Raw genomic sequence first — 14,336 nt, forward strand, 5'->3', positions numbered from 1 at the left:
AACGATTTCGATTTAAGAAGTGATGCCCCGCATCACTTCTTCTTTTTGCGCGGTCCCGGCATAAACGGACTCACGGTTCCGTCCGAACTTTGAAAAACGACAGCAGCCGATTCCTGACGTACCACCACAGAATCGCCTTCTGCAAGACCCGCGAGTATCTGCACATTGACGCCATCATTTAAGCCTGTTTTCACCGGACGGAATGCGGCCTTGCCGTTCATATTAATCCAAACGCCTTTCCCGACTAATTTCTGGGTCGAAGAAGAACGCTTTTTGGAAACGCCACCGCCCATCGGGCCGCCCTGCATTCCCGGCGGAGGTCCAAAGTCGTCACCGTCGGAAGCTTTTCTTTTGGGTTTTTCCGGACGCGGCATTTTACGCATATCCATCATCGGAGTTCCCGCGGCCGGTGTAAACTGGATCGCGGCCACCGGAACGCTTAAAGCGTTTTCCACTTCTTCCGTCACAATCGTGCAAGTTGCCGTCATGCCCGGGAGCAGTTTCAAATCCGAATTGTCTGCCGAAATCACCACCGTATAAGTCACCACGTTCGAAGTCACCGTCGGATTCAAACGGACCGATTCCACTTTGCCGCTGAACGTTTCATCTTGAAAGGCGTCCACGGTAAAGGTCACCTTCTGACCAGCCTTCACCTGCCCAATGTCCGCTTCATCGACGTCCGCCATCACACGCATCTTGGAAAGATCTTTTGCAAGCACAAAAAGAGTCGGCGCGCTCATCGAAGCGGCGACCGTTTGCCCCACATCCACAGAACGTTCAAGCACAACGCCGTCGATCGGGCTTTTAATGATGCAGTAACTCAAATTCAGCTTTGCCTGCTGCACTTCGCTCTTGCGAGCTTCCCATGAGAACTTTGCCGAGTTCATTTCATATTCTGCATTTTCCAAATCCACAGCGCTTGCACTGTTCGACTCGGCAAGCTTTTTCGTGCGATTGTACACAGAAAGTTTGTGCTCGTAATCGTTCTTTGCACTGGATTCCGCTATCTGCGCCTGGTACAGCGTCGACTGCAACTTGGAACGATCCAGTTCCGCAATCACCTGGCCTTTTTTTACATTGGAATTAAAGTCCACATAGATCTTGCTGATGTCGCCCGAAACCTGCGTACCGACGCTCACCGTATCCATCGGCGAAATCGTACCCGTCGAAGTAATCGTCGTTTGGATCGTGGCAAGCTTTACCTTTTCGCTCATCATCACCCCGGCGCTTTCCGCTTCGGTGGCAAAGAAGAATTTGTGAACGGTAAAAAAGATCGCGCCCAAAATCACGAGGACGATCAAAACCTTCAAAAGCTTTTTCATTGGAACCTCCCCATGTAAAGGTCGAGCAGATTCCGAGCGAGAATGCTCGTGTACTTCGCCTGGGTCAGTGTATTTTTCGCACTTTGCAAATTGTTCTTCTGTTGCAAGAAATCCGTCGAAGAAATCGTGCCGGCAGCTCGCTGTTCCACAGCCACATGGTAAGCTTCCGTTGCACTTTCAAGCCCGGCGATTGCGGCAAGCCAGCTCGCGTCGGCGCTTTCCGCCTGCATATAAAGTTTTTCCAGATTATTTTCCAAGGTTTTTCCCGTTTCACGTTGGGAAACCTTTGCCCGTTCACTTTCCACTTGCGCCAAAAGCACCTTCGCCGTCGTCGTTCCACCGTCTATAATCGGAATGTTAATGCCGAGCGTCAAGCTATGCGTATAACCGTTTTTCATCTGGCGCGCATAGCGGTCCGATTCCCAGGCTTGGAATCCCGTCGAAGCTTCCGCCCCGAGCGTCACCGAAATTGAACTGTTCTTGCCCGCAAGTTCCACGTCTTTTGCGGCAGCCTGCACCTTTAAGCTATCCGAAATAAATCCCGGATAATGCGCCTTCGTTTCCGAAAGCACTTCGTCAAAAGTCGGAAGTTCACCCATGTCCGAAGGCTTCTCGTAATTCACCTCGGGCGCGACAATCCTTAACGAATCCAAACGGGAAATTTCAAGCACCTGACGGAGATTCGTCTTTGCCGCACGTTCCGCCTGCGCCGCCGAAATCTGCTTGACCTTTGCACTCGCGGCGTCGCTCTTCACCAGCGTAAGATCGCTCCGTGTAATGGAACCCGCATCGAACAAACGTTCGTTATAACTCACCAAAGAATCCGAAAGCGCAAGCGCGGAGTCTGCGGTTTCCAGATCTTCCTTCGCAGCGAGCAGGTTCACAAAAGCATTCATCGCGCTTTCTTGCACATTCAACGCGGCGAGTTCCGTACTGTACTTGCTCGCTTCAAGCGAAAGCTGTTTGCTTTCCACGTTAATGCTCGTGGAACCGCCATCCCAGATTGTGTACGATCCGGAAAGTCCCAGGCTAAAACGGTAATGGTCCTGCGACTGTCCATCGAAAGGCGTATCGTAAAGCGTATTCCTTACATACGCAGAAACCGTTGGACGCCCCGATGCCTCCGACGATTTCAAAGAAGCCTCGGAAGCCCGTTCCGAAAGTCTCGCCGTTTCCATGTCAAGGCTCTGTTCACGGGCAAGCTTTACGCAATCTTCCAAAGAAAGCGTTCGCTCCGCAAAGGCTGCACCCACCCAAACGGCGCACAAAAAAAGCATCTCGTATCGTAAGTTCACAATACTACGATGCTTATAAAAAAAAATCGTTGCATACAATGCGAAAAAAAAATCACTCGGCGTCTTCCACCGACTTCATCGCTTCCAACTCCTCCTTTCGACGGCGAACCTTGCGAAGCTGATCGCGTTCTAACGTATCCTTTAAGCGGAAGGCGGCATAAGTGCTCAAGCCTCCAAATACAGGAAGGAAAAACGGGAAAAGGCTTTCCGAAAGTTTGGAATCCTTGCGAATACCCAAAATGGCAAAAAGCGGAGCCAGCGCGAGACCGCAGCGCGTACCGACACGGCCAAAGTAACGGTTGCGGCGTTCTCGACCGCGAATCCCTTCAGCAGGCTGCAAAGCGTCGAGCGTAAAGTGCGCAATGATAAACGAACCGATCGAAGCCGAAGCTCCGCTCAAAAGAACGCGCGCCCACATCGGCATTTTACGAGTCAGCTTGGAAATGCCGAGCGCGTGAATCAAAAATCCGAGCGTTGCAAAGCCGATCAAAATACGTGTAACAGCAGGGCTCTTGAACGTATCGTCAATGCACCAGTTCACAAAATGCTCGCAGTTATTGCTGTATAAATAATAGGAGCGTTCATACAGGCGTTTTTTGGCACGCTCCACCACCGCTTCACCCGTAAACTTGGCATGCGGATGTTCAATCACGCGAAAACCGTGACCGTCGCAAAAACGCTTGATCGAAGTCTTGACAATGCAACCGTAGCGGATAAGGCCCGGAAGACGCACAATGTCCTTGTGCGTGAGCGTGCGGGCCATTCCCGAATAGTGGACGACTCGGCCATTTCCAATGTAAATGCCGTGATGGTTAAACCCCGTCCGTGGGGAAAGCAAGTGCGAACCGACTGGCGGTTCAGGAATCTTGGATTCGTCTATCGTATGGCTCATATATTCAATATATAAGAAAAAAGAGACCCGGTGCGAACATCGGATCTCTTAAAGTGGACGATACTGGATTTGAACCAGTGACCTCTGCCGTGTGAAAGCAGCGCTCTAAACCAACTGAGCTAATCGTCCAAAGCACCGCAAAAATATAAAAGCCTTGACTTTGCGTCAAGGCTCTAATCTCTTTTAGATTGATTTTTACAGATACTTGTCTTCGGCCTTGCCCAAGATATCAAGGAAATCGACCTGATTCTTGGAATCAATCAAGTCCTTGCGGACTTCGGCGTTGGCAAGGATACGGCTCACCGAGGACAAAGCCTTGAGATGCGGACCGACCGTATTGCCCGGGCTCACGATCAAAATGAGCAAATGGACCGGTTCATTGTCCATTGCATCAAAATCGATGCCCTCTTCCACCGTAGCAGCCACCATGCACATACGATCCACATAGTCAATCTTCGCATGCGGCACCGCCAATCCACAACCGATACCTGTAGAGCGAGTCTGTTCACGTTTCCAGACAGCATCAAAGATTTCGTCGCGATGTTCGAGCTTGTAAGAAGCGCAAAGCGTATCCACGAGTTCGTTCAGGATTTCTTCCTTGGTCGAACCCTTGGCATTGATGATCACGCTGTTGTCAGCACATCGTTCAGAAAGACGCATAATTCTTTTGTTTCCTCTTTATCTCTAAAAAGTTTAGTAAAAAAAAGCCACTTGGGTGTATTTGTGAGCGAAAAAGCACTTTTCCTTGAAACTTTGGCTTTTTTGAATAAATTTGGCTATTTTTTGCAAATTTTAGCGATTTTTTGCAAGTTTTTTGTACTGATTCAGGGCATCTTCGACCGAAAGTTGCCCCGGAGCGACCGCTTTACCGATGGAACAGTAGGTGATGTTTGCCCCAAAAAGCAAACTTTTCACTCGGGACTCCTGTCCAGAGGCTCCCATGGCAAAGAGCGAGAACAGTTCAAAGTTCTTCGACTCCTGCTCGATCAGCGGATAAATTTCATCAAAATCGCCGGCGGCGGTACTCATGCAGGCGGTCTTGTAACCGTTTGCGCCGGCGGCCTTTGCCTGTTCAATCCAAGCCTCTAATTCCGAAACGGACGGCACCTTCAAGAAATCATGATGCGAAACAAGAAACTTTGTCCCGGTCGATCTAAGAACCGGCCGCACCTTGGGAAGCAAGGTTTCGAGCTCTTCGACTTCGATGTCCACCACGTTCGGACGGTCGACGTTCGAAAGGATCGCGTTCAAGTAGCGGTCGCGGTCTTGGGCGTGCGCATCCGAGAACATTCCCCCGTCGCGCTTGAGGCGGATCGTGCCTATCTGGAAAGCTTTGGGGTAAAGGTTTCGAACACGCTTCGAAAGAGCGGTCAAATCTTCAAGCGAAGCTCCGCGTTCCAAAAAAAGATCATAGCGAATTTCGAGCGCCGTGCAAAGCGCGGCGGATTTCGCAAGCAGCGTTTCAGGGTCGATAATGCCAGCAAAGAGTTGCATAGACAGAAGATAGAAAAAGAGCTATCTTTGCGTACAAACAAACGATTTCCATGCCCTGAAAAGCCGAGGCAATGCAAATTGCAAAGCCTTCGAGAGAATCCCGTGAGAATCGGGAACGGTCCCGCCGCTGTATGGGAGGACGAAACCGGCAAAGAACCAATGTGCAGAAATGCATGTGAAGGAGCCGGCGTAGAACGATCCCCGAGCCAGAAGAACTGTGGAAACGAACAGATGCGAGAGACATCCATGAACGCACCTCATGCGCGTTTTTTTGCGTGTGCGCTGATTTCGGCGACGCTTGGCATTCCAAGTGTTTTTGCTGCCGATAGTGCGAGCGTTCAAAATCTCGGCACATCTGAAATTTTAAGCGGCTTAAAAGAAGCTCCCTTCACCGAAAGCCCGGACTTTATCACGATTGATTCCAAGGCGTGGGAAGGCAAGAGCCTTTCTGCGGGGGAACTCCTTTCGAAAGAAGCGGGCATTCAGCTGCAAAAGCTCGGCGGCATGGGAAGCTTTGAAACGGTCTCCGTACGCGGCGCTTCCGCAAAGACAGTCCTCATCTGCATCGACGGGATTCCTGTGCAAGATGCGGGTGGCGGAGCGGTTTCGCTCGGCGGCATGGACCTGAACCAATTTGAACGCGTCGAGATATACAAGAATTATGCGCCAGCCAAATTCGGCGGTAACGCGATCGGCGGTGTTATCAACTTTGTATCCAAGCCCGAAGCTTCGAACCGTAACCGTTTGCTTGCAAGCTACGGCAGTCACAACAGCTACGAACTTTCGTATGCGCTCACGCACAAATTGAGCGACCGCTTAAAACTTTCGAGCCAAGCAGGGTTCCGCCACAGCGATAACGACTACGAATATTTGGACCGCAATGACACCAAGTACAACACGGAAGACGATACGGTTCGCACCCGTCAAAACGCCGACTATTCCCAGTTCTCCGGCACGCATTCTTTGCGCTACATGCACAGCGGACATTCCTTTTCGAGCTGGATCGTCACGCATTCAAACGAATGGGGCGGAAATCCAGGCAAGGAAAACAACCAGACTTACGTCGCCGGTTTTGAAAATTCCCTGTTGCAGGCGAAGTACCTATGGGAATCCCCGTACACGGACGCCTGGCGATTGGAAGCAGGGGCTGCGGGCAAAGTCGAAAAGGCCGTTTCGCATTCGTATTTTCCGTTGGACCGTCTGGGTTACACTTATAACGGTTACATGGAATACGGTGCAATCTCGTACACGGCACGTCCGGAACTGCGACTGTTCTTTGAACCGTTCCACTGTCCGTACAAGATTCACGGCGGTTTGCATTTAACAGGCGATTTTGAACGCGTGGAAAACCGCGACAACAATCAGATCGCTTCACGGTACGACTGGCACTTGGAAAAGGCGCAGGGCGACCTTGCAGCGGAATTCGGAATTTCTCCGAACAGCCTTTTGACTTTTGACCTGAATCTTTCGGGACGCGGCGATTACATTCACAGGTCTCGGGGCGTTCTTTTTAACGCGGTGAACCGTGACACGCTTCCGAGTGCGAAAAAAAAGCATTTGTATTGGGCGGCAAGAACTGCGGCCCTTTTCGGAAAAGAAGAATGGCCGGTGCAAGGTTTTGCCTCTGTCGCCCGTTACTTTAGGGCGCCGCAGATGCTTGAGCTTTACGGCGTATACCAAAACGTTCTTTCGAATCCGAATTTGAAAGCGGAAACCGGTTTGAACTGGGAAGTAGGATTCCGTTTTGCAGAAAACCGTTTTAAGAATACGTTGCAGGTTCTGTACTTTGAAACGCGTTCCAAAGACGGCATTACCTGGGTCACAAGCGGAAGCCTTGTCAAGCCTTTGAATATGGACAAAGCTCTCACCCGTGGCGTCGAATTTGAATGGAGCAATCGGACATTCCGATTCTTGGATTTGAGTTTCAAGGGAACCGTGCAAAATCCACGAGACCTTTCCAGCGCCAAGTATTACAACGATAAGTATCTGCCAAACGAACCTGTTTTCAGCGAACATTTGATTTGCACTTGGCACTTGCCGTTCCAAATCGATTTGACCGGCGAACTGCATTACCGCAGTAAAACCTATTGCGACCGCGCGAACAAGGAAAGCGTCGACAGCGAAACCCTTTTGCATGCGAGCGTTTCCAAAACGTTCAAAACCAAAACGCGTTTCACATTTGCGGTAAACAACATCACCGATGAAGACCATCAAAACATTTATGATTCTTACCCGAAGCCCGGGCGAGAATACAAGGCGACCATCATTCAAGATTTTTAACACCCTATAGGAGAAAACAATGCACATCACAAAGGAAAAAATTCTGACAATTCTTGCTGCGAGCGCAGCCTCCTTTGCCCTCATCGGTTGCGGAAGCTCCAGCTCTTCTGCAGAATACGACGACGAAAGTTCGAGCAGCGTCGAAGAATCCAGCAGCTCCCAAGAAAGCTCCAGCTCGGAAGAAACTGTTTCTTACGGCAACAGTGTCGTCGTTCACTTTTCAACCGATTACACGAGTAGCATGCTCACCTATGGCAACGTAAACGATAACTCGTTCGAAGACGCCAGCATTGATCTCGGTAGCGACGCTTTCCTTTTTGCAAACGGCAAGTACGTTTATGCACTCTCCCCGAGCCATGTGACCTTGATCGACGCAAGCAAGCTTTCGGAAGGCTCTGGTGCGATCGTCAAGCAGGCAAGCATTGGCAATTCCGCTTATCCGTATGAAATCGCCTTTACCGATGCTGAAACCGGCTGGATCGTTTTGAACGGTCGTTCTACGATTCTCAAGGTGAACGCGACTTCTCTCGCTATTTTGGACTCCATTGACGTTTCTGCCTTTGCTGCAGAAGGCGCAACCACCGCTAGCGGCGTATCCATTAAGGTCGTCGATGGCAAGCTCGCTGTTTTGTTCGGACGTTTGAACAACTATGTTCCGAACAAACCGGCTCTTCTCGCTCTTTATGACGCTGAAAGCGGTGAACTCCAGGATACCATCTGCTTGAAGGGTTATAACCCGGCCAGCATGAAGACGCACAATGGCAAGCTCGTTGTTTTGACTCAGGGCGCTTACGATGCCGATTACAAACTGCCGGGCGATGAAACCCGTGGCATCGAAATCGTCGATCTTAAAAAGAAGACGAGCGAATTCGTGATGACCGGCAAAGACCTTGGCGCCGGCTCGACTAAACTGGCTCTTGACACCATCCACAACATCGCATATGTCAATATCTACAACTCCTATGGTAACGCTCCGATTGCCGCAGTCGATCTCGCAAAGAAGAGCACAGCCAAGTCTACGGAAATTGCGGATGCCGAAGGCGGCTTTGTGTTCGACGCTGTGAGCGGCAAGCTCTATGTGGGCGACCATGCTTATGGCGCTGCCGCTCTGTATGCTTACAACGGCACCGATTTCACCAAGGTCGTGGAACCGGAAGGCGTTTTCCCGTCTTACAGCATTGCAGTCGCCAACTGGTAATTTGATAAAATGCTGCGCCTGTAAAAGTAAGTCGAGCCTTCGGGTTCGACTTTCTTTTTTGAATTTACAGGATTAAACGTTTTCCCACTTGTCTGTTTGCGCCGACTTTGCTGCGGCCTGCATCATTGCAAGACCTTCGAGAGACGTCTTGATTCCGCAAACATATTTGCTTTTAAAGGTTCCCGTTTTTTGGAACTGCGAAAGGCAATCCGCAATGTCTTCGTAATAGTTTGCAAAGGCTTCGATGAACCCGGCCGGATGCCCCGCCTTAAAGCGGTTGTAACGTGGCTGGTTTGCAATTTTCACTTCACCCGTGCGATCGCACAAGCTCACATGACCGCGCAAGTCACAGGTTTTGAGCGTTTCCGGTTCGAGCTGGAACCATTCCGCACTGCCTTCGCTGCCGTAAACGCGGATGCGCAAACCGTTGCGGTTTCCAAGAGCTGTTTTGCTGAACCAAATCTGGGCGCGAACACCATTCGTGTACTTGGCAAGCGCTCCGACGTTATCCACGATCTGCGGGAAAAGCCCAAAAGTCGATTGATCAGCCACAATGCGCTCCGGACGTTCACCCGTTAAAAAGTAAACCATATTGTGCAAATGACTGCCAAGATCCAGAGAAATTTTCGGAATGACCGTATCCTTTAAACGCCACGCCTGCGGTTTAGGAGGTTCGCCTTGAACGCCCAAACGCATAAAGCCTTCCTGCGGCATTTCGACTTGCACCTGCTGAATTTTACCCAGCTTACCGTCTTCAATGAACTGCTTGAGTTCGCGGACCATCGGGTAACCTGTATAATTGTACGTGGTGCAAAAGAAGCCTTTGGTTTCTGCAATCACCTTTGCAATTTCTTCGCCCTCTTGAACGCTCGTCGCCAAGGATTTTTCACTGACAACGTGAAAACCTGCGCGCAAAGCATCGACAATAATGTCTTTATGAAAATCCGTCGGAGTAAGGATCACGACCGCGTCGAGCTTTCCCTTTTCCTTCGCTAAAAGATCTTTATAATCCGCATAGGTACGCTCCAAAGAAACGCCCCAAGTCTCTGCCGTTGCACGATTCACCGCATCATGCGTGCTGAATGCGCCGGCGACCAGCTTAAAAAAGCCATCCATCTGACTCGCCGCGCGATGCACTTCGCCAATTGCAGAGTTAATTCCACCACCGATAAAAGCAATCTTGAACATAAAAACTAATATACATTCAAATCGTAATTCTCAACGAGCAATTCATTTCCGTTTGGACTTTCACCAAGTCCGTCATTTTCTCCGTCAGGGTCTGCATTTCTTCGGGAGAAGTGAACTTCATAAAGACGATTCCTGCCTTGTAATAAAGCGGGTCAGTGATCGGCTCGCCTTTTTTGTACCACAGGAATTTTTCAACAATATTCTTTTGAAGTTCAGGAGCAAAGGTCACATCTTGAACCGTACCTTTTTGCGCCGCCATAATGCAGTGACGTAAAAACGGTTTGGGCGGCGTTCCGAGAGACGGCAAAGATTCCGTGCAAGCTTCTCCTGTTTCCGCCTGAATAAGCATTTTCGGGTAATCGACTCCCGTCGCATACTGCACGAATTTGATGTACAAATCTCCCGGCGGACGGCGGCAAATTTCGATGATCACCGGCGTTCCATCCGATTTTTCAATATACTGGATGTGCAAAATTCCATTGACCAGCTTTAGCTCTTTCGCAATGCGCTCGCTGTATTCGCAAAGAAGCTTTTGTCCGTGCACACTTGTGGTCGTCGGGGTATTTGCACCGCTCACCATATACTTGTTCAAAAAATACTGTTCATTGTCCGCAAAGTAGAATGTGATTTTTTGATTTTGCAAGTAAGCGGAAAACCCGTGGTTCGTGCCGACGACAAATTCCTCGACAACGACATAGTCTTTCCGGGTGCGGCTCAAAGCGTTTGCGTATGCGGCACGGGCTTCTTCCGCATTGTCGGCTCGGTGAACGCCTTTACCGCCCGTGAGATCCACCGGTTTTACGATGACAGGAAAAGTGAGCGTTTGAAGCGCGATTTCAAATTCTTTTGCATTGTGAACCGAGAGCGCTTTCGGCGTCGGAATGTTTAATCGCGTAGCGAGGGCGCGGTACCTGTCTTTGTGGTGAATTTCGAGGCTGGTCTCGTAAGAATCATGACCGGGCAAGCCTAATTTTTCGCAAACATAAGCGGTGCTCAGCAAAGCGAAATCGTTGCAGCCGGAGCAGACTCGATCAACGCCTTCGGCTTTCGCAAGGGCGAGCATCTTTTCGTGATCGGAGAAATCTTCAAAAACGTTTTTATCCGCGTAGGCGTGACCTAGTCCATCGCGATTGTTCCCCGTAGTAATCACGTACCAGCCCAATTCGTGTGCAGCTTGGATTAAGGGAATTTCGGCATGACTGCCGCCTAAAAGAAGTATTTTTTTACACATAAAAAATGCTATCAGAAAAACGCATGAATCTTGTCGCAGACAAAATCGAGATCGTCTAATTTTAAGCCGTAGAACATCGGAAGGCGTAGCAAGCGGTTGCTTTCTCGCGTGGTAAATGCATCTACGCCAGAGAATCTTCCAAAACGTTTTCCCGCCGGAGCATTGTGCAGCGGCACGTAATGGAATACCGCCAAGATTTCATGTTTCACCAGATGAGCGATCATCTTCGTGCGCCCTTCAAGATCCGGCATCTTAATGTAGAACATATGCGCGTTATGCTTACATTCTTCCGGAATCTTCGGAAGTTCAATCAAGCCCTTCTTCTGCAATGGTTCCAAACGTTCGTAATACGCATTCCAGCTCGCCATGCGATTATCAAAAATACGCTTCGCCTGTTCCAGTTCCGCATACAAATACGCCGCATTCAGTTCGCTCGGCAAATAGCTCGAACCGAGTTCCACCCAAGTGTACTTATCGACTTCGCCACGGTGGAACTGCACACGGTTCGTTCCCTTTTCACGGATGATTTCCGCACGGTCGGCAAACTTCGAATCACGAATCAAAAGCGCTCCGCCTTCGCCCATGCTGTAATTCTTGGTCTCATGATAGCTGTAACAGCCAAAGTCGCCTAGATTTCCCAAAGCGCGGCCTTTGTAAGTCGCCATCATGCCTTGCGCCGCGTCTTCGACCACAAACAGGTGGTGCTTTTTCGCAATCGCGTTGATTGTATCCATTTCACAGGAAACACCCGCATAATGCACAGGTACAATCGCCCTGGTCTTTGGCGTAATCGCTTCTTCGATCTTTTTTTCGTCAAGGTTCATCGTGTCAGGGCGAATGTCCACAAACACGCACTTCGCACCGCGCATCGCAAAAGCGTCCGCCGTCGAAACGAAAGTGAACGAAGGCATAATCACTTCGTCACCCGGTAAAATATCGCAAAGGAACGCCGCCATTTCAAGCGCATGTGTACAGCTCGTCGTCAGCAGCGCCTTAGAAGTTCCCGTATGTTCCTGTAACCATTTGTGGCACTTTTGATTGAACTGTCCATCGCCACAAATGCGACCACTTTCGACAGCCGCACGTACATACTCAATTTCGGAACCGACAAACGGCGGTTTGTTAAAAGGAATGCGAATGCTCATAAAACCCTCTCCCCTCAATTTAATACAATGAACGGCACCCAGCGCTTATAAAAACGTTCTTGGAAAGCGACCGGTGAAAGAATCGGCTCGTGATCACCCTGCACCACAAAACGCACATCCGGATGCCTACGCGCCAAGTCTGCAATTAGGCGAAGGGTTCCCATCAAACGCACCGTGTACGCGGAATCATTTTCATCCGCAGAGCCTTGATAAGCTCCACCCAGACCTTGTAACGGGAATTTGGTATCGCGTGTCGTCCAAGCGATAAACTGTTTTGCGGAATCCAAAGCGGTAGAATCCGAAAGTACACTGTCGATCTTTGTCGCCATCACGCTATCGGGAAGAGCCTCTTTCGCAAGGCTCAAGTCAAGCTTGGGTGCATTCACCGCGAGCGGTCTTGCATTCGGATTGAACCCGCCGAAATAAGCGTTTTCAAAAATGCGGTAGATGTACTTGTAACGCCACTGCTCCGCACTGTCGCCGCCAAAAAAGAAACTTGTTTTAAAACCTTTCTTCGCCAATTCCTGCGGTAAAAAAGTCGTATCCTTCGCATGCGTCACGGAATCGCGCGTAAATTCAAGCATCAGGTCTTCCCGTTCGGCGGTACGCGTGCGGCTGTACATTCTCGAATGCACCCCAAGCTGTTGTACAACCCCATCAAAAATCCGAAGTTCTTCCGTAAAGCGGGACTCCTCCATCGGAACGCCCCAGCTTTCGACCAGAATCACCACGTTGCTGCGAAGCGTATCCACATAATGGCGCGTGACCGTTACCGAATCCACCACCTTGTACTTTTGCACAAAAGACTCCGGCAAAACTTTACGTTCCACGGGATTCGGCGCAGTACGGCTCAAGTAATCCACCACCGGGAACTGCGCAAGCGGCTGAGATGCATTCCAGTTCAACGCCGCAAGGTGCGCAATCAGCGAAACAAACACAATAAAACTGATTGTCGGAAAGGGAAAACTCGGCACCTTCGCCATCATCGCCACGGCAAGCGAACACGTCAAAAGCGGAATCACGCCATAAACTCCCGTATTCCAATTCTTGAGCGCAAGCAGATTCTGCAAATCGATCCAGGCGACCGCAAGAATCAAAGCGGAAATCGCCACAAGCAGCACAATACGCAACGCACCTTTCGTGCGATCCCTTGCACAGGCAAACAGCAACAGTAGCGCGAATTCGCTAAAGCCAAAAAGACCGCGCACAATATCTTGCCCCTTTTCGAAGGTAATCAAAAAGGGCGTAATCGTAATCAACGCACTTGCAATCAGCGGATAAAGTAACTTCTTCACGGTTTAAATGTAAATTTTGTTTTTATATTCATACCCATGAGCGAGCAAAATAATTTGACTTTACTTTCTTTTGTGCTTCCCTGCTACCGTAGCGAAAATACGATTGAAACCGTCGTAAACGAAATTCGCACTACCGTAAAAAATCGAAACGCAGAATCCAAAGACGGACGCACGTTCGACTACGAAATCGTCTTGGTAAACGATTGCAGCCCGGACGACGTTTGGGGTAAAATCAAGCAGCTCGCATGCGCAGATAAAAAAATCAAGGGCATTTGCCTTGCAAAAAATTTTGGACAGCACAACGCCCTGATGGCAGGCTACGCAGAAGCCACAGGCGATTACGTAATCAGTCTCGATGATGACGGACAGACTCCGGCAAGCGAAAGCTTTAAATTGGTCGATAAACTTGAAGAAGGCTTTGACGTTGTTTACGGCTATTATGAACATTCCGCTCAGCACCTGTTCCGCCGATTCGGAAGCTGGGTCAACAAAAAGATGGCGGAAGCGATCATCGGGCAGCCGAAAACTTTGAAGACGACGAGCTTCTTTATTATGAAGCAATTCATCGCAAAAGAGATTGTGCAGTACCCGAATCCATTCCCGTACATCAGCGGGCTCGTTTTTAGAGCGACCCAAAATTTGGGGAACGTCGCCGTAAGCCATCGCCACCGTTTGCAAGGCGAATCCGGCTATACAATCGCCGGATTGATTGGACTTTGGGTAAACGGTTTTACCGCCTTCTCTGTAAAACCTTTGCGCGCCGCCACGTTCATCGGCATCCTTTGCGCGATCATTGGATTTGCCGCAGGCCTTTTTGTAATCTACGAAAAAATAACGGTCGCAGCTGCGCCGATCGGTTACGCAAGCCTTCTCTCGACACTTTTGTTTGTCGGCGGCATGATCATGTTCCTGCTCGGTCTCATCGGCGAATACGTGGGGCGCGTTTATATTTGCATCAATCAGGCTCCGCAGTACGTGATTCGGGAAAAGGTTTAA

The 14,336-nt window shown here is 49.8% G+C and carries 12 protein-coding genes, 1 tRNA gene and 1 riboswitch; of the genes, 3 read left to right on the forward strand and 10 right to left on the reverse strand.

The features are described 5' to 3' along the window. Window positions 1–32: 32 nt before the first annotated feature. The 6 genes from BGX16_RS05355 to BGX16_RS05380 all read right to left on the reverse strand — a co-directional run bounded on the left by BGX16_RS05355 (window position 33) and on the right by BGX16_RS05380 (window position 5,003). Window positions 33–1,322, reverse strand: a complete 1,290-nt coding sequence (locus BGX16_RS05355) for an efflux RND transporter periplasmic adaptor subunit (protein ID WP_100425123.1) — start codon at window positions 1,320–1,322, stop codon at window positions 33–35. Further along, window positions 1,319–2,599, reverse strand: a complete 1,281-nt coding sequence (locus tag BGX16_RS05360) for a TolC family protein (protein WP_157797885.1) — start codon at window positions 2,597–2,599, stop codon at window positions 1,319–1,321. The genes BGX16_RS05355 and BGX16_RS05360 overlap by 4 nt, the downstream gene beginning before the upstream one ends. A gap of 70 nt (window positions 2,600–2,669) precedes the next feature. Next, complete coding sequence (locus BGX16_RS05365; RefSeq protein WP_100425125.1) at window positions 2,670–3,509, reverse strand: lecithin retinol acyltransferase family protein; 840 nt, start codon at window positions 3,507–3,509, stop codon at window positions 2,670–2,672. Window positions 3,510–3,563: 54 nt separating this feature from the next. Continuing rightward, window positions 3,564–3,638 (reverse strand) — tRNA-Val (locus tag BGX16_RS05370). Between the two features lie 66 nt (window positions 3,639–3,704). Beyond that, window positions 3,705–4,169, reverse strand: a complete 465-nt coding sequence (locus tag BGX16_RS05375; protein ID WP_100425126.1) for a PTS sugar transporter subunit IIA — start codon at window positions 4,167–4,169, stop codon at window positions 3,705–3,707. A 132-nt stretch (window positions 4,170–4,301) separates the two neighbouring features. Further along, window positions 4,302–5,003, reverse strand: coding sequence for a type I 3-dehydroquinate dehydratase (locus tag BGX16_RS05380; RefSeq protein WP_100425127.1), 702 nt, complete (start codon window positions 5,001–5,003; stop codon window positions 4,302–4,304). Between the two features lie 31 nt (window positions 5,004–5,034). Continuing rightward, window positions 5,035–5,240: riboswitch (cobalamin riboswitch) on the forward strand. Window positions 5,241–5,249: 9 nt separating this feature from the next. Here BGX16_RS05380 and BGX16_RS05385 point away from each other — a divergent pair. Continuing rightward, window positions 5,250–7,283 carry a TonB-dependent receptor gene (locus BGX16_RS05385; protein WP_198514865.1) on the forward strand — a complete coding sequence of 678 codons (2,034 nt, stop codon included), beginning with the start codon at window positions 5,250–5,252 and terminating at the stop codon, window positions 7,281–7,283. Window positions 7,284–7,302: 19 nt separating this feature from the next. Then, complete coding sequence (locus BGX16_RS05390; protein WP_100425128.1) at window positions 7,303–8,481, forward strand: hypothetical protein; 1,179 nt, start codon at window positions 7,303–7,305, stop codon at window positions 8,479–8,481. 72 nt (window positions 8,482–8,553) lie between these two features. On the opposite strand, the gene BGX16_RS05395 is transcribed toward BGX16_RS05390, so the two are convergent. From BGX16_RS05395 to BGX16_RS05410, 4 genes are read right to left on the reverse strand one after another with little or no spacing between them, the layout of a single operon-like run. Next, window positions 8,554–9,669 (reverse strand): Gfo/Idh/MocA family protein, encoded by a 1,116-nt coding sequence (locus tag BGX16_RS05395; protein WP_100425129.1) that lies wholly within the window; start codon window positions 9,667–9,669, stop codon window positions 8,554–8,556. A 16-nt stretch (window positions 9,670–9,685) separates the two neighbouring features. Next, window positions 9,686–10,900: an ATP-grasp domain-containing protein gene (locus tag BGX16_RS05400; RefSeq protein WP_100425130.1), complete on the reverse strand. Its 1,215-nt coding sequence runs from the start codon at window positions 10,898–10,900 to the stop codon at window positions 9,686–9,688. Between the two features lie 11 nt (window positions 10,901–10,911). Continuing rightward, window positions 10,912–12,045: a dTDP-4-amino-4,6-dideoxygalactose transaminase gene (rffA, locus tag BGX16_RS05405; protein WP_100425131.1), complete on the reverse strand. Its 1,134-nt coding sequence runs from the start codon at window positions 12,043–12,045 to the stop codon at window positions 10,912–10,914. A 14-nt stretch (window positions 12,046–12,059) separates the two neighbouring features. Then, window positions 12,060–13,340: a hypothetical protein gene (locus BGX16_RS05410; RefSeq protein ID WP_100425132.1), complete on the reverse strand. Its 1,281-nt coding sequence runs from the start codon at window positions 13,338–13,340 to the stop codon at window positions 12,060–12,062. 54 nt (window positions 13,341–13,394) lie between these two features. Between BGX16_RS05410 and BGX16_RS05415 the strand changes: the two genes are divergently transcribed. Continuing rightward, window positions 13,395–14,336 carry a glycosyltransferase family 2 protein gene (locus tag BGX16_RS05415; RefSeq protein ID WP_241899465.1) on the forward strand — a complete coding sequence of 314 codons (942 nt, stop codon included), beginning with the start codon at window positions 13,395–13,397 and terminating at the stop codon, window positions 14,334–14,336.

This window comes from Hallerella succinigenes, assembly GCF_002797675.1.
Lineage (GTDB): Bacteria > Fibrobacterota > Fibrobacteria > Fibrobacterales > Fibrobacteraceae > Hallerella > Hallerella succinigenes.

Coding starts and splice junctions, on each gene's coding strand:
- BGX16_RS05395 (WP_100425129.1), bottom strand. CDS start 9,669: ATGTTCAAGATTGCTTTTATCGGTGGTGGAATTAACTCTGCAATTGGC.
- BGX16_RS05385 (WP_198514865.1), top strand. CDS start 5,250: ATGAACGCACCTCATGCGCGTTTTTTTGCGTGTGCGCTGATTTCGGCG.
- BGX16_RS05400 (WP_100425130.1), bottom strand. CDS start 10,900: ATGTGTAAAAAAATACTTCTTTTAGGCGGCAGTCATGCCGAAATTCCC.
- BGX16_RS05360 (WP_157797885.1), bottom strand. CDS start 2,599: ATGCTTTTTTTGTGCGCCGTTTGGGTGGGTGCAGCCTTTGCGGAGCGA.
- BGX16_RS05355 (WP_100425123.1), bottom strand. CDS start 1,322: ATGAAAAAGCTTTTGAAGGTTTTGATCGTCCTCGTGATTTTGGGCGCG.
- BGX16_RS05375 (WP_100425126.1), bottom strand. CDS start 4,169: ATGCGTCTTTCTGAACGATGTGCTGACAACAGCGTGATCATCAATGCC.
- BGX16_RS05380 (WP_100425127.1), bottom strand. CDS start 5,003: ATGCAACTCTTTGCTGGCATTATCGACCCTGAAACGCTGCTTGCGAAA.
- BGX16_RS05365 (WP_100425125.1), bottom strand. CDS start 3,509: ATGAGCCATACGATAGACGAATCCAAGATTCCTGAACCGCCAGTCGGT.
- BGX16_RS05390 (WP_100425128.1), top strand. CDS start 7,303: ATGCACATCACAAAGGAAAAAATTCTGACAATTCTTGCTGCGAGCGCA.
- rffA (WP_100425131.1), bottom strand. CDS start 12,045: ATGAGCATTCGCATTCCTTTTAACAAACCGCCGTTTGTCGGTTCCGAA.